Raw genomic sequence first — 19,449 nt, 5'->3', positions numbered from 1 at the left:
CGCCTGCGCCCTCACCCGCCCGACCCGGCGCCGCCCGACCCGACGCCAGCAGACGCCGCGCTGCCTGCGTCGCCGAACGAGGTGGCGGACGGATCGGCGGCGCCGGAGCCCTCGGTGCGTCCTGTCGCGGAGCCGCCGCCCGCGCCCTCCGTCTCTCGGGCGAGGCGCACGCGCAGGCCGTCGAGGGCACCCGCGCGGTCGCTCAGCATCACGCGGTCACCGGGCGAGAGACCCTCGGCAGCAACCACGGCGCGACCCCGGGTGCGGTAGATCACGGTCGCGGGCACGCGAGCCAGAGTGGCGGCGCCGTCGCTGCGCCGCGAGACCCGCCAGAGCGTCGCGCCCGCCTTGAGCGCCTCGACCGGCACACTGAGCGCCCCCGAGCCGGCGAGCGTGGCGGCGAGGCGCAGCTCCACCAGCTCGCCCACGCGCAGGGGTCGTGGGTCGCGCATGGCGAAGGCATCTTCGACCCGCACGATCAGGCCGGTGGTGCGGCTGCCCTCGGCCACCTGCGGGTCGGTATCGGTGACGACGCCTTCCGCCAGCGGCCCGGCCCCTGGCGCGCCCGTGGGCAGAACGGCGACCGCCGTGCCCAGCGCCGCCTCGGCCCCGCCGAGCAGCGCGACGTCGCGCGCGGTCAGACCCATCCGCATCTGTGCTGCGCCCGTCGCGACCAGCCTGCCGAGCGGCGCACCCGGAGAGACCGCCTGCCCCGGCGCGGTCGTGCGGGCGGTCACCAGCGCGTCGAAGGGGGCACGAATGGTCGTATCGTCGAGGCGCCGTCGTGCGGTCGTCTCGGCGGCACGGGCGGCGGCAAGGTCCGCCTCGGCGCGCGCGACGCCGAGGATCGCATCCTGCAGGCGCGCCTCCGATGCAAAATCCTCGGCTTCCAGCTCTTCCTGCCGCTGGCGGGTGACGCGCGCCTCGGTGACGGCGGCGCGGGCCTGCTCGACCCGCGCCTCGGCCTCCGCGAGCGCAGCCTCGAGCCGATCGCGCTCGAGCCGCACGAGGACGTCGCCCCGCTCCACCCGGCCGCCGACGCGAAAATCCTCGCCCAGCGCGGCGATGCGGGCCGAGACTTCGGGCGTCACGTCGACCTCGAAAACCGGGCGCACGAAGGCTGTCTGCGTGATGGCGACCTTGTCCGCCGCCTGCACCTCTGACGTGCGGACAAGGGGCGGGCGGGGCGGCGCAGCGCCGTCACGCGCCTGCTGGTCGGGGCGGGCGAGCAGCCACCACGCGCCGGCGCCCGCGGCAAGCAGCGCAAGCGACGCGAGCGCGGCGACGAGCACCGCACCGCGACCCGGGCGCGCACCGGAGCCGTCTCTTTCCCCGGCGGGCGCGTCGCCGGGTCCGCCAACCGGCGGGCCGGTCCGCGCAGCACGATCCGTGTCGCGCTCGCTCATTCGCCGTCTCGCCCGGGAGACGGTGCGCGCGGACGGGCGGGCGCCGCCTGCCGCTCGGGCTCGGGTACGTCGAGCGCATCGACCCGAGGGCGGGGGCGTTGACTGCCGCCCTTCGGCTCAGGATCGGCCCGCCGACGCGGCCGCAGCCTCTCGGCCTCGACTGCCGGGCTGTCCGTGACGGTGGGGCGACGGCGGGGCACCACGTCGCCCGTCGGCCCGTCGTCGGCCCCGGCGATGGCGCCGGCGGGTGTCTCGGCCGTGGTCTCGGCCGGGGTCTCGGCCCGGGTCACGGGGCGCGGCGTGCCAGCTCCGTCGCCCTGCACCTGGTCGGGGTCCGCCGTGGCGTCGGAGTCTTCGACGGGTGCCCCGGTGTCGCCGCACAGCAGATCGCCACGACCCGCGCAGGGGGGCGCGTCGCGCACGGGCTGGGCCACGGCGCCCGTCACCGCCAGCGCCAGGATCGCCGCCAAAGGCCGGGCCGTACGGCACCCGGCAAATGTCTCTCTGATCGGGTTCATGGTCTCCATCGGTGCGGCGCCCTCTCCCAACCGGCCCCTTCGCGGGATGTTCCGAGCCGGACGGAGGCCCTTCGCCGGCGCCGTCTTGCCTTCCGGGCCACGGCACGGCAGCCTTGCACGCGGGAAGCGGCGCAGCGCGGCGCACGGGGACGAGCAGCGCGCGCCCACTGTCACGCCCCTGTCGCAGAGACAGGCCAGAGGCGGGCAGGGCGCGAGACACCGCAACGGCTGGGAGAGACCCCATGAAGATCGCGATCCTCGGCGGCGACGGCTTCGTCGGCTGGCCGACCACACTGCACCTGTCCGACAAGGGCCACGAGGTGCACGTCGTCGACAACCTGTCGCGGCGCTGGATAGACACCGAGCTCGGCGTGCAGTCGCTGACGCCGATGGACTCGATCCAGGAGCGGTGCCGGATCTGGCACGAGGAGACAAGGCGGCGCCTGCACTTCCACCTGCTCGACCTTGCCAGGGACTACGAGAGGCTCAAGCAGTGGCTGGCCGAGCACCGCCCCGACGCGGTGATCCACTTCGCCGAGCAGCGCGCGGCGCCCTACTCGATGAAGAGCGACCGGCACAAGACCTATACCGTCGACAACAACGTGAGCGCCACGCACAACCTGCTGGCCGCGCTGGTCGAGACGGGCATCGACGCGCACCTGGTGCATCTCGGCACGATGGGCGTCTACGGCTATTCTAACGTCGGCGCGACGATCCCCGAGGGGTATCTGGAGGTCGACGTCACCACGACCGGGGGCGAGAAGGCCAGCCAGGAGATCCTGTATCCGACGCGGCCCGGCTCGATCTACCACATGACCAAGAGCCTCGATCAGATCCTCTTCCAGTTCTACGCGCAGAACGACGGGCTGCGGATCACCGACCTGCACCAGGGCATCGTCTGGGGCACCCATACCGAGCAGACCCGCCGCCATGACCAGCTCATCAACCGGTTCGACTATGACGGCGACTACGGCACCGTGCTCAACCGCTTCCTGATCCAGGCGGCCATCGGCTACCCGCTGACGGTGCACGGCACCGGCGGTCAGACGCGCGCCTTCATCCACATCCAGGACAGCGTGCGCTGCATCGAGCTGGCGCTGGGCGATCCGCCGGCAGCGGGCGAGCGCGTGCGCATCTTCAACCAGATGACCGAGACGCACCGGGTGCGGGACCTCGCCGAGCTGGTGGCGCGGATCGCCGGGGCCGAGGTGGCGTACCTGCCCAACCCGCGCAAGGAGGCGGCCGAGAACGATCTGGTCGTCGACAACGCGCAGTTCCTCGCTCTGGGGCTGGAGCCGACGACGCTGGCCGAGGGCCTGCTGGAAGAGGTGATCGACGTGGCCCGCAAGTATGCCCACAGGATCGACCGCTCGCGCGTGCCGGCCGTCTCGGGCTGGACGAAGGAGCTGTCGCAGGCGGTGGAGCGCGACCCAGAGGGCAGGCGCCTGCGGTCGGTGTCGTGAGCGGCCGCTCATGACCCTGGAGGGGGTGCGCCCCGCCGGCCCGGCGGGCAGCGACCGGGCCTTCGTCACCCTCGTCACCAACGCCGATTTCGCGCTGGGGGCGCGGGCGCTGCTGCGCTCGTTGCGGCTGACGGGCACGACGGCCGATCTCGTGGTGATGCACACCACCGCCGTCACGGCCGAGGCGCTCGGGCCGCTCGAGGCCATGGGCGCGCGGCTCGTGGCGGTGGATCTGCTGCCGACCTCCGACGCCTTCAACGCAGCCCACGCCCGCGAGGCGCTGCACGCGGCCGCGCCGTTCGACAAGGGAGGCAAGCCGCCGTTTCACACGCCGCTCGACAATTTCGCCAAGCTGCGGCTCTGGCAGCTCGACTACGCCCGCGCCGTGTTCCTCGACGCCGATACCCTCGTGCTGCGGCCCATCGACCGGCTGTTCGACTACCCGGAATTCTCCGCCGCGCCCAACGTCTACGAGGGCCTCGCCGACTTCCGGCGGCTCAATTCGGGTGTCTTTGCCGCCCGTCCCGACCCTGCCACCTTCGACGAGATGCTGGCCCGGCTCGACGCGCCGGGCGCGTTCTGGCGAAGAACCGACCAGACCTTTCTGCAGGCCTGCTTCCCCGGCTGGCACGGCCTGCCCGTCTTCGACAACATGCTGCAATATGTCTGGCTCAACCTGCCCGGGCTCTGGCACTGGCCGTCGATCAACGTGCTGCACTACCAGTACGAGAAGCCCTGGCAGGATCCGCACCCCAAGGCCGACGCGCTGCGCCCCCTGATCGAGCTGTGGCACGCCTATGCCGGCGACGGCCCGGTGCCGGACCCGGATGGGTTGCCCCCTCCCGCCGGCGCCCCATGAGGGTCGGGGTCACCGGCGCCTCGGGCACGGTCGGCCACTGGATCGCGGCGGGCCTGCTGGCGGCCGGGCACGGGGTGGTGGCCCTCGGCCGCCGCCCGTCGCGCCGGGCCGAGGCGGAGTCTCGCCCATTCGAGCTGGGCGGCCCCCCGCCCGATCTCGCCGGCCTCGACGCGCTGGTGCACGCCGCCTTCTCGCATGTGCCGGGCCGTTACCGCGGCGGCGAGGGCGACGACCCGGAGGGCTTCGCGCGCCTCAACCGCGACGGCACGGTGCGGCTGTTCGAGGCGGCGCGGGCGGCGGGCGTGGGGCGCGTCGTGTTCCTGTCCTCGCGTGCCGTCCTCACCGGCTGGCCGCCGGGCACGACGCTGCACGAGGGGCTGGAGCCGCGCCCCGACACGCTCTACGGCGAGGTGAAGGTGGCGGCCGAGCGGGCGCTCGCGGCGCTCTCGGGCCCCGGATTCGTCGGCGTGTCGCTTCGGGCGACGGGCGTCTATGGCCCGCCGGCGCCCGGCCTGCCGCACAAGTGGCAGCCAGTGCTCGACGCCTTCGCGCGGGGCGTGGCCACCGCCCCCCGCGCGGGCACGGAGGTGCATGCGGGCGACCTCGCCGCTTCGGTGCGCCTGCTGGTCGAGGCCGATCCCGGCGCGCTCTCGCCCGGCGTCTTCCACTGCTCCGACATCCTGCTCGACCGCCGCGATCTTCTGGCGGAATGGTCGGCGCTGACCGGCGCAGCCGGCCCGCTGCCTGAGCGCGCCGATGCCGGTCAGGTGAGCGTCATGCGCACCGACGGCCTGCGCGCCCTGGGCTGGCAGCCGAGGGGGTGGCAGGGGGTGACCGAGGTGCTGCGGGCGCTGGCCTGCACCGGCTAGCCCAGCCGCATGTGCAGGGGAAAGCAACCCCACCGCAAGCCCGGCGAGGAGGCCGAGCACCATGGCGAGCGCCACCCCGGCGCCCAGCGTGGCGAGGCTGCCGAATGTATCCTTCCATGGCCCGATCTCGCCGGTCCGCCCGTCACCCTCCCTGAAGAGGCCCGCCGCCGTCTCACCCCGTGCGACGAGCTGCGACGGGAGCCGGTCGGACGGGGTGGCCGCCAGCCGAAGTCGGGAAGCGACCGTGCAGGGGACGGCCCCACGCCAGGGCGTGGGTCAGCGCGCAATCTCGGGCTGGGCGTCCGGTTGCGGGTGCGACCCGGCATCGGGCACCGCGCCGGGCCGTCCGCCCTTCAGGCGGGCGCCGCGCCACCGTGCGAGGGCGCGGCCCGGGGCGCCCGCCGAACGGAGCGCCTGCATCGGCCCGGGCCAAGGGTCGGACCAGCGGAACATGACGTGGTAGTCGGCGGTCACCGCCGCACGCAGGGCCGCCCACAGCGCGCCGGGCACCTCGCGGCGCCGCATTGCGCCCGTCCCCAGCGACACGGCAATGCCGCGCAGGGCGCCGAAGGTCCAGGCATGGGTCAGACCGCCGGGCGAGACCAGCTCGGCCTCTTCCCGGTCGGGGTGGGCCGCGAGGTCGACGGCGAGGCGCACGAGGTCGAGGCCATGCGCCTCGGGCACAGCGGTGTTGCCGTTGAAGCGGGGATTCAGCTCGAGAAAGCTCACCTCGCCCCGCGGGCGGTCGACCATGAACTGCATCAGGCCGACGCCGTGATAGCCAAGATGCGCCAGCATCCGCTCGGTATAGAGGCGCAGATCGTCGGGCAGCGGCTCGGTCCGGCCGTGCACGTCGATGCCCGTGCCGTCATGGCTGTTGGTCGCCAGAATGCGCGTCGCCACCATGCGGATCGGCCGCCCGCGCTGCGCCGCGAAGTCGACGTTGTAGCGTGGCCCGCTGACGAAGCGCTGCACGATCAGCCGGTCGTGCCCCTCCGGCCAGCGGGCAAGCGCGGCGTCGAATGTGGGCGCATCGCGCACGATGAGCGCCTTGCGCCCGGCGATTGGCGCCTCCGACGACAGCGGCCGCACCACCAGCGGAAAGCCGATGGCCCGCGCCGCCTCGCGCAACTCCTCCGGCGTGGCGACGGTGCGCGCCGGGGCCGAGGGCACGCCGGCACGGGCGGCGACCTCGAGCATGCCCACCTTGTCGAGGCAGGTGCGCACGATCTCGTCGTCGGGCGTGGCGTAGAGCCGGTCCTGCGGCAGCAGGTGCCGGTGATGGGCGAGGCCGAGCACGAAGGGTTCCCACAGCGGCACGACGATTCCGATATCGGGGCGGGCGCGCAGGTGCCGGGCGAGCGCCTCGAAGCAGGCGGGGCCGTCGGGCGGCTCGGGGTTCTCCCACACCTCGTCGATGACCCGCGAGCTGTCCGAGACGCCGCCGCCCCCGCGCGCCATGGCCACCCGGTAGCCGAGCCCGGACAGGCGCCGCGCGAGGGTGATCGTGGGCCGGAAGTTGCCGAGGATCAAAACGGTGCCGCGGCGCGCATCGGCATGGGGCGCAGGCGGCGGCGGGCGGCGGCAGGACAGGATCACGATCGGGCACTTTCGCTTGAACACCTGCGCGACACTCTATGCACAGAGAGGGTGCCGGGGCGATTCGAGCCGTCTTTTCGTGCCGTAGTGTCGCCACTGACGCTGAAGAGCGCCGCTTGTTTCCGTTACGGCAACAAGTGGGGAGCGAGTCGCCCGCGTGGCCGGGAGCTTGACCTTTCGCGCCAGCGGGCGGAGAGGCCGGTCATGGAATGGGGTCTTCTCTGGGGCGCGCTCGGCTTCTTCGCGGGCGGGGTGCTGAAGGGCGCGGTGGGCGCCGGCGCGCCGCTGCTCGGCGTGCCCATCCTCGCGCTGATCTACGACGTGCCGCTGGCGGTCGCCGTCTTCACCCTGCCCAACCTGATCTCCAACGTCTGGCAGGCGTGGACCTTTCGCCGCCACGACCCGGCGCCCCGCTTCTCGGCGACCTTCGCCGGAGCGGGGGCGGTCGGCGCGCTGGGGGGCAGCCTTCTGCTCGTCACGCTGCCGGGCGAGGCTCTGATGGCGACGGTGGGCGCGCTCGTGCTGGTCTATATCGGCGTGCGGCTGGCGCGGCCGAGCTGGGCGCTGGCCCGCGCGACGGCGCATCGCCTCGTCGCGCCGATGGGGATAGTGGGCGGCCTGCTGCAGGGCGCAGGGGGCCTGTCGGCCCCGATCTCGCTCACCTTCCTGTCGGCGATGCGGCTGGAGCGGCTGGCCTTCATCGCGACCGTCTCGGTCTTTTTCACTGCGGTGTCGGCGGTGCAGATCCCCACGCTCTGGGCGCTGGGGGTGCTGACGCCCGAGCGGCTGGCGCTGTCGGCGCTGGCGGTACTGCCGCTCTTCGCCGGCATCCCGGTGGGGCAGGCCCTCGCGCGGCGGATCTCGCGCGCCACGTTCGACCGCGTGATCCTCGCGATCCTCGCCGCCATAGCCCTGCGGCTGATCTGGGCGGCGGCAACCTGAGAAAGCAGCGGCGGACGGCCGGACGGGAACCCGGCGTTAACGGTAATCGGGCCAGTCTGCGCAGGCAAGGCAGGCGCCTCGGCGCCCTGCCCCACGCCTGACCCGAGGAGCCTGTCACCATGTTCGCACGACTGAGCCGCGCCGCGCGCGCGGGCGCAGCCGCCATCGTCCTGTCCGTCACGACCGTTGCGGTCGCCCCGGCACCCGCCGCCGCGCGCGATCTCGTCTACGGCTCGTGGCTGCCGCAGGCGGAATACACCAATCGCGTCACCCTGCCCCGCGCCTTCGACGGGATCGCCGCGGACTCGGATGTGCGCTGGCGGCTGGTGCCGGGCGGCCAGCTCGTCGGCCCCGTCGATACGTGGGACGCGCTCGAATCGGGCCTCGTGCAGGGCGGCATGGGCATTCCCAGCTACGTGCCCTCGGTCGTGCCCACGCTCAACGTGCTCTACCAGACCGTGCTGCCGGGGGAAGAGACTCTGGCCGCCACCGGCGCCGCGCTGCAGACGATGCTGGTCGACTGCCCTGCCTGCCTCGAGGAACTGCGCGCCCTGAACATCGTGCCGGTCGCGGGGTGGGCCACGGCGCCCTACCATCTCGGCTGCACCCGGCCGGTGGCGACGGTGGGCGACCTCGCGGGCCTGCGGGTGCGCGCCGTGGGCGGCAACGTGCGCCTGATGGAGACGGCGGGCGCTGTTCCCGTGGCCGCCACGCTGGTCGAGGCGGTGACGCTGCTGCAGACCGGCGGCATCGACTGCGTGTTCGGCGTGGCCAACTGGTATCGCTCGTTCGGCTATGCCGATTTCCTGACCCACCACACCGCCTACCCGATGGGCATGACCGGGCCGGCCACCGGCTGGCTGATGAACCGCGACGCCTGGCTCTCGCTGAACGACGACGAGCGCGCGCTGCACCTGCGCAAGGGGGCGCAGGTCTCGGCCGAGCAGGCGCTGGGCCAGTTCACCCGCGAAACGCACGAGACGCTGGGCTGGGCCGAGGCCGAGCATGGCATGCAGGTGGTCGCCGCCGCCGATCCCGGCGGCTTCGCGGCGCTGATGGAGGGCTTCGTCGCCGCGCAGGACGATGCCGTGATCGCGGCGGCCGAGGCGCATGGGGTCGAGGCACCGGGCGAGATCATCGCCACCTACCGCGCCAATTTCGACGAGTGGAAGGTGCTGACCGACGGGGTGGAGACGGTCGCGGAGCTGACCGCCCTCTACTGGGAGCGGATCTTTTCCCGCGTCGACCCTGGCGCGCTCTGAGCCGGTACGGACCTCGCCCCCATGCACCTGCCGCGTTTCGCCACGCACGCCGCCCTCCGGCTGGCCTGCCTCGCCGCCTTCGCCATGATGGCTCATGTCACGGCCGACGTGGCGGGGCGCGCCCTCTTCGGTCGGCCGCTCACGGGGACGGCCGAGATCGTGACCGCATGGTACATGGTCGCCGTCGTCTGCCTGCCCTGGGCATGCCTCGCGCAGACCGACGGGCAGCTCCGCGCCGACTTGGTCGTGCGCCTCCTGCCCGCAGGCCCGCGCGCCTGGGTCGATACGGCCGTGCGGCTCGTCGTCCTCGGGTATCTGGGGCTGATGGCCTGGCAGACGGGGCTGCACGCCCTGCGGCAGACCGCGCGGGGCGAGGTGCTGCAGGCGGGTGCCCTCTACCTGCCGGTCTGGCCGTCGCGCTGGCTGCTGCCCGTGGCCGCCGGTCTCGCCGCGCTCTGGGTCTTCGTGGCGCTCGCCGGCCCCGCCCTGCGCGGGGCACGCGGATTGGCCGCGGCGGGCCAGTCGCCCGCGCCGCGGGCCGGGGCGCCGCGCCGATGACGACAGGGCTGATCGCGGCGGCCGCCATCGCCGCCCTGCTCGGCCTGCTCGCGGCGGGCATGCCCGTCGGGGCGGCGCTCGGCATCGTCGCGCTCGCGGGCTTCGCGCATCTGGCCAGCGTCGATGCGGCGCTGTCGGTGCTGCGGGCCGTGCCCTTCCAGGTTGCCGCCAGCTGGGAGCTGACGGCGATCCCGATGTTCCTGCTCATGGGGGCGGTCGTCACCCGCGCCGGCATGGCGACCGACCTGTTCGACGCCGCCCGCCTGTGGCTCGCCCCGGTGCCGGGGGGCCTCGCCGTCTCGGCCAACCTCGCGGCAGCAGGCTTCGGGGCGGCCAGCGGGTCGAGCCTCGCGGCATCGGCCGCGATGACCCGCCTCGCCGTGCCCGAGATGTTGCGCCATGGCTACGACCGCAGCCTCGCCGCGGGCGTCGTCGCCTCGGCCGGCACGCTCGCCGCGCTGATCCCGCCCTCGGTGATGTTCGTGCTCTACGGCGTCTTCGCCGAGGTCTCGATCGCGGCGCTGCTGATGGCGGGGCTGCTGCCAGGCCTGCTGACCGCCGCGGCGTACACCGCGATGATCGTGGCGCGCTGCCGGCTGAACCCGGCCCTCGCCCCGCCCCTGCCGCCAAACCCCCGTCACCTGCAGGAACGGCGGCGCGCGACCGCGCGCGTCTGGCCGCTCGCGGCGCTGATGGCGGGCGTGATCGGCGCGCTCTACGGCGGTCTCGTCACGCCGACCGAGGCGGGCGCGGCCGGCGCGGCGCTGGCGCTCGCGCTGGCCGTGGCGCAGCGCCGGCTGGGATGGCGGGGCCTGGGCGACAGCCTGCGCGACGCGGTGACGACGACGGCACAGATCTTCTTCGTCGCGGTGGGCGCGATCCTGTTCACGCGCTTTCTCGCGCTGGCCGGCATCGGCGCGGCGCTCGCCGACGCGGTGGGCCCCTGGGCCGACGACCCCCTGTTCCTGATCGCGGCGATGGCGGGGGTCTACCTCGTGCTCGGCATGTTCCTCGACCCGATCGGGATCATGCTGATCACCATCCCCGTCTTCGGCCCGATCGCCACCGCGGCGGGGCTAGATCCGGTCTGGCTGGGCGTGCTTGTGGTCAAGTTCGTCGAGATCGGGCTGCTCACCCCGCCCGTCGGCTTCCAGGTCTATGTCGTCAGGGGCGCGGCGGGCGAGGCCCTGCCCCTCGGCACGATCTTTCGCGGCTGCGGCTGGTTCCTCGCCTGCGAGGTCGTGATCGTGGCGCTGCTGATCGCGTTTCCGCCGATCTCGCTCGCCCTGCCGGGCGCGCTGCTCTGAGCGCCCCCTTGCCCGAAGCGGCCGGCTGACCGACAACGGCGCCCGAGCGACAGCGGAGGGAGAGCGATGCGGATCGAGGGATGCGGCGCGCTGGTCACCGGCGGAGCCTCGGGGCTCGGCGCGGCAGTGGCGCGGATGCTGGCCGGCGCGGGTGCGCGCGTGACGATCCTCGACCGCGACGGCGCCGCGGCCGAGAGCCTCGCGGCCGACACCGGAGCGCGCGCCGCCGCCGGCGACGTCACGTCGGAGGCCGACGTCGCCCGTGCCCTCGACCGCGCGGCAGAGGGCGGCGAGGCCCCGCGCATCGCGGTCAACTGCGCGGGCATCGCGCCACCGGCGAAGATCGTCGGCCGCGACGGGCCGCACCCGCTCGAGACGTTCGAGCAGGTGCTCGCCGTCAACCTGACCGGAACGTTCAACGTGATGCGCCTCGCCGCGGAGCGCATCCTCGCGCTCGACCCGCTGGAGGGCGGCGTGCGCGGGGCGATCGTCAACACCGCGTCGGTCGCCGCCTACGAGGGCCAGGTCGGTCAGGCCGCCTATGCCGCCTCGAAGGGCGGCGTGGTCTCGATGACCCTGCCGGCGGCGCGCGAATTCGCCCGCTCGGGCCTGCGCGTCAATGCCATCGCCCCCGGCCTCTTCCGCACGCCGATGCTCGCCGGTCTGCCGGAAGAGGCTCGGGCGAGCCTCGGCGCGCAGGTGCCCTTTCCCGCCCGTCTCGGCGAGCCGGAAGAGTTCGCCGCCGCCGTGCGCTTCTGCCTCGAGAGTGACTACCTGAACGGCGAGGTGATCCGCCTCGACGGCGCGCTGCGCATGCAGCCGCGCTGAGCACGGGTCACCCTGGCCCCTCTGCCGCCAGCACCGCCAGAGCCTCGTAGGGCGCGAGCGCCAGCTGCTCCGAGGCGAGGTCGCGCATCCCGTGGGTCGCCACCAGCACTTCGCCCGAGACCCGCATCGGCGCGGGCAGATCGACGGTGCAGGGCTCTTCCGAGAGGTTGGCGATCACCGCCAGAACCTCGGCCCCGAGCGACCGCGTATAGGCCATGACCCGGGCGTGGTCGCGCAGGAAGGGGCGGTAGCGGCCATGCACGACAATGGGCCGCTCCTTCCGCAGGGCGATCAGGTGCCGGTAATGGGAGAAGACGCCGCCCGGATCGGCCCGGTCGGCGGCCACGTTCACCTCGGGCCAGCCCAGGGCGAGCCCGATCCACGGCGTGCCGGTGGTGAAGCCCGCGTTCTCGCCTCCGTCCCACTGCATCGGCGTGCGGGAATTGTCGCGGCTGACGCGGGCGGCGCCCTCGAGGAACTCGGCGGGCTCGACCCCCCCTGCGATCTGCTCGGAATAGTGGCCGAGCGTCTCGAGGTCGCGATACTGGTCGATCCGGGTGAAGCCGGCATTGGTCATGCCGATCTCCTCGCCCTGGTAGACGAAGGGCGTGCCCTTCATCAGGTGCAGCGCGGTGGCGAGCGCCTTGGCGCTGTCCTTGCGATACCGCTCAGAGCCGTAGCGCGACACCTGCCGGGGCAGGTCGTGGTTGGAGAGGAACAGCGCGTTCCAGCCGTCGTCGGCCAGCGTCTCCTGCCAGTCGTCCATCACGCGCTTGAAGGCGACGAGATCGAAGGGTTTGGGGCGCCACTTGCCCAGCACCTCGTCCCACCCTTCGAGGATGTGGGTGAACTGGAACACCATGTCGAGCTCCCCCCGGTCGCGGCCGCAATAGAGCAGCGCGGTGTCGCGGCTGACCCCCCAGCTCTCGCCGATGGTCAGCAGGTCGCGGCCGGCCAGCACCTCGCGGTGCATCTCCTGCAGATAGGCGTGCAGGCGCGGCCCCTCTTCGTAGATCCGGGCGTCGACATCCTTGCCGATGAGGCTGATCACGTCCATCCGGAAGCCGGCGATGCCCCGGCCGACCCACCAGCGCATCATGTCGTGGATCTCGGCGCGGAGCGCGGGCGCGTCCCAGTTGAGGTCGACCTGCCCGGGGCTGAAATGGCAGTAGCAGTAGCGGCCGACCTCGGGCACCCAGAGCCACGCCGGCCCGCCGAAGACCGCGCGCTGGTCGTCCGGGGGGCCGCCGCCCGGCGCCGGGTCGCGCCAGATGAACCAGTCGTGCTCGGGCGCGTCGCGGCTCGAACGGGCGGCCCGGAACCACGGGTGCGCGGCCGAGCAATGATTGACCACGAGGTCCATCACGATGCCGATGCCGCGGGCGCGGGCCTGCGCCACCAGCCGGTCGAAATCGGCGAGCGTGCCGAACTCGGGGGCGATGTCGCGGTAATCCGAGATGTCGTAGCCGTTGTCGGCCATCGGCGAGGCATAGACCGGCGACAGCCATATGAACCCGATGCCGAGATCGGCGAGGTGGTCGAGCTTGCCCGCGATGCCGGCGAGGTCGCCCATGCCGTCGCCGTCGCTGTCGGCGAAGCTGCGGGGATAGACCTGGTAGCCGGTCGCGGCATGCCACCAGCGGGCCGGGGGGTGCGTGTCGCCGGTCTGCGGATCGCCGGTCGCGGTGTCCATCGGGGGCTCCTCGTCGGGTTCGAACGGATGGAAACGAAACCGTCGCCCCGGCGCGCGGGTTCCCGTCGCCGGGGGTGGTGCGCGACCATCGCGCCCATGTCGCGCGCCGTGGTCGGCCCGGCCTCGCCCCGGCCCCGGCGAGCGCGGATATCGGGCATGGCGGAGCGCCTCTTTTCGTGCATTCTCGCGGCGAACGGAAGGGGAGAGGCGAGGTGGACGCATCGCACGGGCATCAGGGCGCCGACCGCCGGTGGACGGCCTTCTACCCGGCCGGCGCCAGCACCGAGATCGAGGGCACCGCCTACCGCACGATCGGCGATCTCGTCCGCTCGGTCTCGGCGACCTACGGGCGCGCGCCCGCCTTCACCACATGCCTGCCCAACGGCATGAACGGCACACTCAGCTTCGCGCAGGTCGACGAGATGTCGGATGCCTTCGCCGTCTACCTGCGCGAGGTGGCGGGGCTCGCCCCGGGCGACCGGGTGGCGCTGCAGATGCCCAACGGGCTGGCGTTTCCGGTGGCGGCGTTCGGCATCTTCAAGGCGGGCTGCGTGCTGGTCAACGTCAACCCGCTCTACACCGCCGAAGAGATGGCGCGCCAGTTCGAGGATGCCGAGCCGCGCGCCCTCGTCATCGTCGACATGTTCGCCGGCAAGATCCCCGCCGCGACGCGGGGCCACCCCATCCCCAACATCGTGGTGACGCGGGTGGCGGAGTTCCTGCCGGCCCTGCCGCGCGGCATCGTCGGGCTGGTGCAGCGCTGGTGGGATCGGAGCGTTGCGCCCGTGGAGGTGCCGCATGTCCGCCTGCCGGACGCGCTCGAGGCCGGCCGCGCCCACCGCACCCGCGATCATGTGGAGGTCGACGCCTATCGCCAGGCGCTCGGCCCGGGCGATCTCGCCTGCCTGCAATACACCGGCGGCACCACGGGCGTGGCCAAGGGCGCGATGCTGAGTCACGGCAATCTGGTGGCCAACATGGAGCAGTCGCTCGAGATGATCCCGGCGCTGACGCGCGGCGGCGAGGTCGCGCTCACGGCGCTGCCGATGTATCACATCTTCGCCTTCACGGTGAACCTGCTGGCGATGTACCGGATCGGCGCGCGCAACGTGCTGATCCCCGGCCCGCGGCCGCTGTCGAACCTGCGCCGCGCCTTCGAGAACTACCGCGTCACGTGGATGAGCGGGGTGAACACGCTGTTCAACGGGCTGACCAACGAGACGTGGTTCCTCGACAGCCCGCCGCGGCACCTGCGCCTGGCCTCGGCCGGAGGCATGGCGCTCCAGACCGCCGTCGCCCGCCGCTGGGAGGAGGTGACAGGCGCGCCCCTGCTGCAGGGCTACGGCCTGACCGAAACGGCGCCGGTGCTCGCCTTCAACCCGCTCGGCAAGGCGCGCGACGGCTCGATCGGGGTGCCCGTGCCCTCGACGCTCATGGCCTGCCTCGACGACGACGGCCGCCCCGTGCCGCCCGGCACGCGCGGCGAGATCGCGGCGAAGGGGCCACAGGTGATGGCGGGCTACTGGAGGCGCCCCGACGAGACCGCGCAAGCGCTCCAGGGTGGCTGGTTCCGCACCGGCGATATCGGCGTCATGGATGACGACGGCTACTTCCACGTCGTCGACCGCAAGAAGGACATGGTCGTGGTTTCGGGCTTCAACGTCTACCCCAACGAGGTGGAGGAGTGTCTCGCCACCCATCCCGGCGTGCTCGAAGCGGCGGTGATCGGGGTGCCCGACGGCGCGTCGGGCGAGGCGGTCCGCGCCTACGTGGTCGCCCGCGACCGGGGCCTGACCGAGCAGGATATCCGCGCCCATTGCCGCGCGCACCTGACCGCCTACAAGGTGCCGAGGCAGGTCGTCTTCCGCGACGGGCTGCCCAAGTCGCCGGTCGGCAAGATCCTGCGGAAGGATCTGCGCGCCGAGGCGCTTGCCGAAGGCGCCGCGCCGCGCGCGGCGGGCTAGGGCATGGTCGGCGCGTTCGAGCAGGCGCTGCTCGCGGCGATGATCTTCGTCATCATGCTCGGCATGGGGGCGTCGCTCACCCCGCGCGACTTCTACCTCGCGCTGCGGCGGCCCCAGGGCCTCGTGATCGGCGTCGTCTCGCAATACGGCTTCATGCCGCTCATCGGGTTCGCGATGACACTGGCGCTCGCCCTGCCGCCGCCCGTGGCGGTGGGCCTCCTGATCGTGTCGTGCATGCCGGGGGGAACGACCTCGAACATCTTCACCTACTTCTCGCGCGGCAATCTGGCGCTCTCGGTGCTGATGACCGTCACCTCCACGGTCGCGGGCGTCGTGCTGATCCCGCTGGTTCTGCTGATCTACGCAGCGGCGCTCGACCTCGAGATCCCGCGCGAGAACATCATCGCGACGCTGCTGGTGCTGCTTGTCCCCGTCGCGATCGGCATGGGCCTGAGGCGCCTCAGCCCCAATGCCGGCGCGGTGACCGAGTTCTTCGGATCGGCGCTGGCGCTGGTCTTCATCGCCTTCATCGCCGTCTCGTGGGTGCCGCGCAACTGGCAGTTCCTGATGACGACCGCGCCCGCGACCTACGCCGCCGCGATCGGGCTCGGCGTGATCGGCATCGCCATCGGCTACGCCTTCGCCCGCGCGCTGCGGCTTCATCCGCGCAACGCCCGCACCGTTGCGCTCGAGACAGGCATCCAGAACGCGCCGCTGGCCATCGCGATCATAGCGCTGACCTTTCCGGCCGACGAGCAGCAGGCGATCCTCGCGGTGGGGGCTCTTTACTCGCTGTTCATCGTCGTCACCTCGACGGCGGTGACGATGCTCTTTCGCCGCGCCAACGCAGCCGCCGAGCAGAAGATGCCCGACAGCCTGCTCTAGACAGCCTGTTCCAGACGGCCGGCGCTCACCTCGGGCGGGGCGCGGTCTCGAAGACCCCGCCGGCGCGCAGCACCGTCTCCGCGCGCTCGGGGATAACCGCGCTGAACCGGCCGGTGACCGAGATGCGCGTCGGCGTCTCCGTCCCCTCGTGCTCGAACGTGTCACGCGTGCCCTCGCGCAGCCAGTGCTCCGAGGCGATCTCGGTGCCCGTGCCGGCGAGCCTCAGCGTGCCCTCGACGACCCCGCGCTCGACACTGTCGATCCGCACGATCCCGGCGACACGCTGAGGTCGGATGCTCAGGCTGTGGCCCGTGAACGCCTCCTGCCACGGGATGAAGTCGTGAAAGTCGCCCTCGTACTCGGAATAGAGCGGGAAGAAGCCGGTCGATTGCAGCCCGGCCATCTCGGCCTGGTAGCTGCGGCCCGCCTCCAGCGCGTCGGGCGTAGCGCGGATGACGATGGTCGCCGAGGCGGTGGCGTTGGCCGGCCAACCGCCCCAGCCGGAATGGGCCACCGCGAAGGGATCATAGCTGCCCAGCAGCGTCGGCACCGAGGGGGTGTAGAGCGAGACGACCGTGTAGCCGCCCTGCGTCGTCAGCAGTGGGTCGACGCAGACGCTGCCCTGCGCGCCGTGCGCGTCCGTCTGCAGGCCGAGATGCCCGGTGGAGTGCCCCGCGGGGAGGCTGCCGCCGAGGCCGACGCTGCCCATCAGCATCTCCTTCAGCGGCCCCGAGATCGGTCCGGCGCCGATGGCGGTGCTGAAGGCGTCGTTCATCTTCCACATCTGCGGGTTCGACAGCGCCATCAGGCTGTCGCCGGTGCAGCGGCATCCGCCCTCGGGCACGATCCGAGAGGGGGCGAGCGGCACGCGCCGGTCGGGCCAGTCGTAGGGGGCGGTCGAGGCGGTGGCGATCGGCGCGCGTGTCCGGTGCGGCTCGACGATGGCGGTCACGCGCAGTGGCCCCGGCGCGGTCGCGGTGATCGCCGTGCCGTCGAGCGTGGCGTTGCCCGACACCTCGAAGCGCAGGCTGTCGACGTCGTCGGGCGCGAAACCGTCGAAACCGATCTCGACCGTCTCGCCCACCTCGACGCATTCGGGCACCGTGATCTCGACCGGCGCGAAATGCATCTTGAACGTGTAGTCGCGGGGCACGGCGTCTTCCAGGCGCTCGGGGGCGTTCACGACGCGAACATACCCTGCGTCGTAGCGGCCCTCGGCCACGGTGAGGTAGGCATGCGCGTTCCCCTCGATCAGCCGGTGCTCGAAGACCAGCCGCAGGCCCGCCCCCGGCTCCTTCGGCTCGATCGACACCCGCGCCAGCATCAGCCGCTCGTGCTCCTCGGCCGTCGGGTCGAAGCGCAGCGTCGTGTTTTCGAGGTGGATCGGATCGGCAGCCAGATCGGCCACCGACCGGTCGAAGGCGTGCTCCTTCGACACCCGGCGCGCCTGGTCGATGAGCGGGCGGTAGAGGCGGGTGAAGTAGTAGTCCTCCTCGGTTTCGAACGGATTCCAGAGAACTCTCCGGCCCCCGGTCTGCCGCGGGACGATCTGGTTCCGCGCCGCGACGAAGCGCGGGAACGCCTCCGGAAAGGTCAGACCCTCCGGCATGATCGACCGGTCGTAGAGATAGCCCATGCCGGCATCGCGGTCGCGCAGCTTGCCCTTGCGCGAGTCGGGCGGCACGCGGAGGCGGGCGAGGTAGTCCACCCGATCCTGCGCGCCCGCCTCCTCGCCCACGTAAAGCAGGAACGGCGCCTTGCCGTATCCGTAGGAAAAGCCCCGGGCATCCTCCGAATTGTCGTCGAAGGGCGCGTCGAGCCGCATCGCCCGCTTGCGGCCGGGATCGGGCCCGTAGCCCGCGCGGATACCCCAGGCATCTCCCACCGCGGTCGCCATCGCTTCGTTCAGCCAGAGCACCTCGTCGTCGCCGTCGACCCGCGCGTGGAACAGTTCGTGCGCGATGAGCTGCCCGAACTGCGAGTTGAATGCGCGCTCGTCGATGGTGAAGGCGATGTCGCCGATCCTCTCCAGCGTCGCCGGATTCATCGTGGCGGGAATGTTCGCCATCGAGCCCCGCCCCTGGACGAAGACGCGCCCGGCGGACCGCGTCGGCAACTCGAGCCGCGCGGTGCCGTCGACGGCGTAGGTCACGAAGCCGGCCGCGTCGGGCTGGGTCGTGCCGTCGAGGACGATCAGCTGGCGGCCGTCGAGCGTCTCGAGGTCTGAGTCGGAAAAGCCCAGCTCCGTCAGCCAGGCATCGGCCGCCGCCGCGGCGTCGGCCATGGCGATGGCGTAGGCGCGCAGCGCGCGGTGCTCGAACCCGCCGAGCTCCGACGAGACGCAGGCGATCTCGGCCGTGTCGCATTTGACCGCGAAGGTCGCGTTACGCTCGACGAAGCCGGTCTCGCGCAGGCCGCCGGGGCGGTCGCCATCGGCGCCATCCTGCGCCTGTGCGGCGGACCCGGCAAGAAGCGCGGCGGCAAGGATGGCCCGAAGCGTCATCGCACGGTCACCTCGAGGATCGAGAGCACCTCCATCTCGGGCACCGCGACGTATTCCAGCGTATAGGCGCCCGGCGCCTCCGGCAGCGTCAGCGCCGCCTCGTCGCGCCCGCCGCGCTCGACCGTCGACAGCCAGCCCGCGCCCCCGTCGGCCAGGCCGACGAAATCGTTCTCGGGGTCGGGCAGATCGGGCAGCGAGACGACCAGCACCGCGCCGGGGCCCAGCGCGAGGCCCATGGGCGCGGCGACAGCCGGCGCGGCTGCCGGGGTCTCCTGCGGCATGGCGGCGGCGGGATCGGCCGGAACGGGCGCCGCCGCCGGCGTCTCGGCTGGAGCGGCGGGCGGCTCGGGCCGGTTCATCCGGTCCATCACCGCGTCGACGAGCCCCGATTGCGCCGGCGAGAGCAGCAGGTAGGCGGTCTGCGTCGCCTCGCCCTCGACGGTCGCGCGGTGCTCGGCCGCGGCCCGCGTCTCCAGCTCCCAGACGGTGATCCGGTAGGTGCCCGGCGCGAGGTCGTAGGTCATCGCCTCCATGGCGCCGTGCTGCTCGGCGAAGCTGAAATCGCCCGGCCCCTCGATCACCCAGCGCGTATCGCCGCGGGGCGGCCGCTGTTCGAACGTCTCGGGGTCGAGCACGCTGACCTGCAACGTTATTCCGCCCGCCAGAGCGGCAGGCGCGGCCAGCACGGCGGCAAGAACTGCAAAGAGGCGGGCAAAGGGCATCGGCATGGGGTGACAATACCCGCCAGGTCGGTCGATACGTGGGGCAAATGCCCTAGCCGATGCCCTTGCCC

General features: G+C 72.7%; 16 protein-coding genes. 10 read left to right on the top strand and 6 right to left on the bottom strand.

Annotated elements, in window-relative coordinates; translation table 11 throughout:
* Nucleotides 1-11: 11 nt before the first annotated feature.
* Both DLJ49_RS06910 and DLJ49_RS06905 read right to left on the bottom strand, forming a co-directional pair.
* Nucleotides 12-1,292 (bottom strand): efflux RND transporter periplasmic adaptor subunit, encoded by a 1,281-nt coding sequence (locus tag DLJ49_RS06910; RefSeq protein WP_158547414.1) that lies wholly within the window; start codon nucleotides 1,290-1,292, stop codon nucleotides 12-14.
* Nucleotides 1,293-1,402: 110 nt separating this feature from the next.
* Nucleotides 1,403-1,924, bottom strand: a complete 522-nt coding sequence (locus DLJ49_RS06905) for a hypothetical protein (protein ID WP_147277275.1) — start codon at nucleotides 1,922-1,924, stop codon at nucleotides 1,403-1,405.
* A 242-nt stretch (nucleotides 1,925-2,166) separates the two neighbouring features.
* On the opposite strand from DLJ49_RS06905, the gene DLJ49_RS06900 reads away from it, so the two are divergent.
* From DLJ49_RS06900 to DLJ49_RS06890, 3 genes are read left to right on the top strand one after another with little or no spacing between them, the layout of a single operon-like run.
* A complete protein-coding gene (locus DLJ49_RS06900; RefSeq protein ID WP_115392792.1) occupies nucleotides 2,167-3,387 on the top strand; it encodes an NAD-dependent epimerase/dehydratase family protein in 1,221 nt (406 codons plus the stop codon).
* Between the two features lie 10 nt (nucleotides 3,388-3,397).
* Nucleotides 3,398-4,246 (top strand): glycosyl transferase, encoded by an 849-nt coding sequence (locus tag DLJ49_RS06895; protein WP_115392791.1) that lies wholly within the window; start codon nucleotides 3,398-3,400, stop codon nucleotides 4,244-4,246.
* The gene (locus tag DLJ49_RS06890; protein WP_115392790.1) at nucleotides 4,243-5,115 is read left to right on the top strand and encodes an NAD-dependent epimerase/dehydratase family protein; all 873 of its coding nucleotides are present in this window, start codon (nucleotides 4,243-4,245) and stop codon (nucleotides 5,113-5,115) included. Before DLJ49_RS06895 ends, DLJ49_RS06890 begins: the two co-directional genes overlap by 4 nt.
* A gap of 276 nt (nucleotides 5,116-5,391) precedes the next feature.
* Here the strand turns inward: DLJ49_RS06890 and DLJ49_RS06885 are convergent, their stop codons facing one another.
* Nucleotides 5,392-6,738 carry an ATP-binding protein gene (locus tag DLJ49_RS06885; protein WP_115392789.1) on the bottom strand — a complete coding sequence of 449 codons (1,347 nt, stop codon included), beginning with the start codon at nucleotides 6,736-6,738 and terminating at the stop codon, nucleotides 5,392-5,394.
* A gap of 180 nt (nucleotides 6,739-6,918) precedes the next feature.
* On the opposite strand from DLJ49_RS06885, the gene DLJ49_RS06880 reads away from it, so the two are divergent.
* The 5 genes from DLJ49_RS06880 (at nucleotide 6,919) to DLJ49_RS06860 (ending at nucleotide 11,611) form a co-directional block, all read left to right on the top strand.
* Complete coding sequence (locus DLJ49_RS06880; RefSeq protein ID WP_115392788.1) at nucleotides 6,919-7,656, top strand: sulfite exporter TauE/SafE family protein; 738 nt, start codon at nucleotides 6,919-6,921, stop codon at nucleotides 7,654-7,656.
* Nucleotides 7,657-7,775: 119 nt separating this feature from the next.
* On the top strand, nucleotides 7,776-8,918 hold the full coding sequence (locus tag DLJ49_RS06875; protein ID WP_115392787.1) for a type 2 periplasmic-binding domain-containing protein: 1,143 nt from the start codon (nucleotides 7,776-7,778) through the stop codon (nucleotides 8,916-8,918).
* A 21-nt stretch (nucleotides 8,919-8,939) separates the two neighbouring features.
* Nucleotides 8,940-9,476, top strand: coding sequence for a TRAP transporter small permease (locus DLJ49_RS06870; protein ID WP_115392786.1), 537 nt, complete (start codon nucleotides 8,940-8,942; stop codon nucleotides 9,474-9,476).
* The gene (locus DLJ49_RS06865) at nucleotides 9,473-10,783 is read left to right on the top strand and encodes a TRAP transporter large permease (RefSeq protein ID WP_115392785.1); all 1,311 of its coding nucleotides are present in this window, start codon (nucleotides 9,473-9,475) and stop codon (nucleotides 10,781-10,783) included. The genes DLJ49_RS06870 and DLJ49_RS06865 overlap by 4 nt, the downstream gene beginning before the upstream one ends.
* Before the next feature lie 66 nt (nucleotides 10,784-10,849).
* Nucleotides 10,850-11,611, top strand: coding sequence for an SDR family oxidoreductase (locus DLJ49_RS06860; RefSeq protein ID WP_115392784.1), 762 nt, complete (start codon nucleotides 10,850-10,852; stop codon nucleotides 11,609-11,611).
* Nucleotides 11,612-11,618: 7 nt separating this feature from the next.
* Here the strand turns inward: DLJ49_RS06860 and DLJ49_RS06855 are convergent, their stop codons facing one another.
* A complete protein-coding gene (locus DLJ49_RS06855; RefSeq protein ID WP_115392783.1) occupies nucleotides 11,619-13,304 on the bottom strand; it encodes a glycoside hydrolase family 13 protein in 1,686 nt (561 codons plus the stop codon).
* 212 nt (nucleotides 13,305-13,516) lie between these two features.
* Between DLJ49_RS06855 and DLJ49_RS06850 the strand changes: the two genes are divergently transcribed.
* Nucleotides 13,517-15,268 carry an AMP-binding protein gene (locus DLJ49_RS06850; RefSeq protein ID WP_115392782.1) on the top strand — a complete coding sequence of 584 codons (1,752 nt, stop codon included), beginning with the start codon at nucleotides 13,517-13,519 and terminating at the stop codon, nucleotides 15,266-15,268.
* Nucleotides 15,269-15,271: 3 nt separating this feature from the next.
* Nucleotides 15,272-16,153, top strand: coding sequence for a bile acid:sodium symporter family protein (locus tag DLJ49_RS06845; protein WP_115392781.1), 882 nt, complete (start codon nucleotides 15,272-15,274; stop codon nucleotides 16,151-16,153).
* Between the two features lie 25 nt (nucleotides 16,154-16,178).
* On the opposite strand, the gene DLJ49_RS06840 is transcribed toward DLJ49_RS06845, so the two are convergent.
* The gene (locus DLJ49_RS06840) at nucleotides 16,179-18,656 is read right to left on the bottom strand and encodes a hypothetical protein (RefSeq protein ID WP_115392780.1); all 2,478 of its coding nucleotides are present in this window, start codon (nucleotides 18,654-18,656) and stop codon (nucleotides 16,179-16,181) included.
* Nucleotides 18,653-19,378, bottom strand: a complete 726-nt coding sequence (locus DLJ49_RS06835; protein WP_147277274.1) for a hypothetical protein — start codon at nucleotides 19,376-19,378, stop codon at nucleotides 18,653-18,655. Before DLJ49_RS06835 ends, DLJ49_RS06840 begins: the two co-directional genes overlap by 4 nt.
* Nucleotides 19,379-19,449 lie beyond the last annotated feature (71 nt).

The organism is Rhodovulum sp. 12E13 (assembly GCF_003340565.1).
Classification (GTDB): domain Bacteria; phylum Pseudomonadota; class Alphaproteobacteria; order Rhodobacterales; family Rhodobacteraceae; genus HLUCCA09.
The sequence above is the reverse complement of the archived record's forward strand: the minus strand, read 5'-3'. Positions and strand labels throughout refer to the sequence as shown.

Coding starts and splice junctions, on each gene's coding strand:
- DLJ49_RS06880 (WP_115392788.1), top strand. CDS start 6,919: ATGGAATGGGGTCTTCTCTGGGGCGCGCTCGGCTTCTTCGCGGGCGGG.
- DLJ49_RS06875 (WP_115392787.1), top strand. CDS start 7,776: ATGTTCGCACGACTGAGCCGCGCCGCGCGCGCGGGCGCAGCCGCCATC.
- DLJ49_RS06845 (WP_115392781.1), top strand. CDS start 15,272: ATGGTCGGCGCGTTCGAGCAGGCGCTGCTCGCGGCGATGATCTTCGTC.
- DLJ49_RS06855 (WP_115392783.1), bottom strand. CDS start 13,304: ATGGACACCGCGACCGGCGATCCGCAGACCGGCGACACGCACCCCCCG.
- DLJ49_RS06835 (WP_147277274.1), bottom strand. CDS start 19,378: ATGCCCTTTGCCCGCCTCTTTGCAGTTCTTGCCGCCGTGCTGGCCGCG.
- DLJ49_RS06865 (WP_115392785.1), top strand. CDS start 9,473: ATGACGACAGGGCTGATCGCGGCGGCCGCCATCGCCGCCCTGCTCGGC.
- DLJ49_RS06905 (WP_147277275.1), bottom strand. CDS start 1,924: ATGAACCCGATCAGAGAGACATTTGCCGGGTGCCGTACGGCCCGGCCT.
- DLJ49_RS06895 (WP_115392791.1), top strand. CDS start 3,398: ATGACCCTGGAGGGGGTGCGCCCCGCCGGCCCGGCGGGCAGCGACCGG.
- DLJ49_RS06870 (WP_115392786.1), top strand. CDS start 8,940: ATGCACCTGCCGCGTTTCGCCACGCACGCCGCCCTCCGGCTGGCCTGC.
- DLJ49_RS06860 (WP_115392784.1), top strand. CDS start 10,850: ATGCGGATCGAGGGATGCGGCGCGCTGGTCACCGGCGGAGCCTCGGGG.
- DLJ49_RS06890 (WP_115392790.1), top strand. CDS start 4,243: ATGAGGGTCGGGGTCACCGGCGCCTCGGGCACGGTCGGCCACTGGATC.
- DLJ49_RS06840 (WP_115392780.1), bottom strand. CDS start 18,656: ATGACGCTTCGGGCCATCCTTGCCGCCGCGCTTCTTGCCGGGTCCGCC.
- DLJ49_RS06900 (WP_115392792.1), top strand. CDS start 2,167: ATGAAGATCGCGATCCTCGGCGGCGACGGCTTCGTCGGCTGGCCGACC.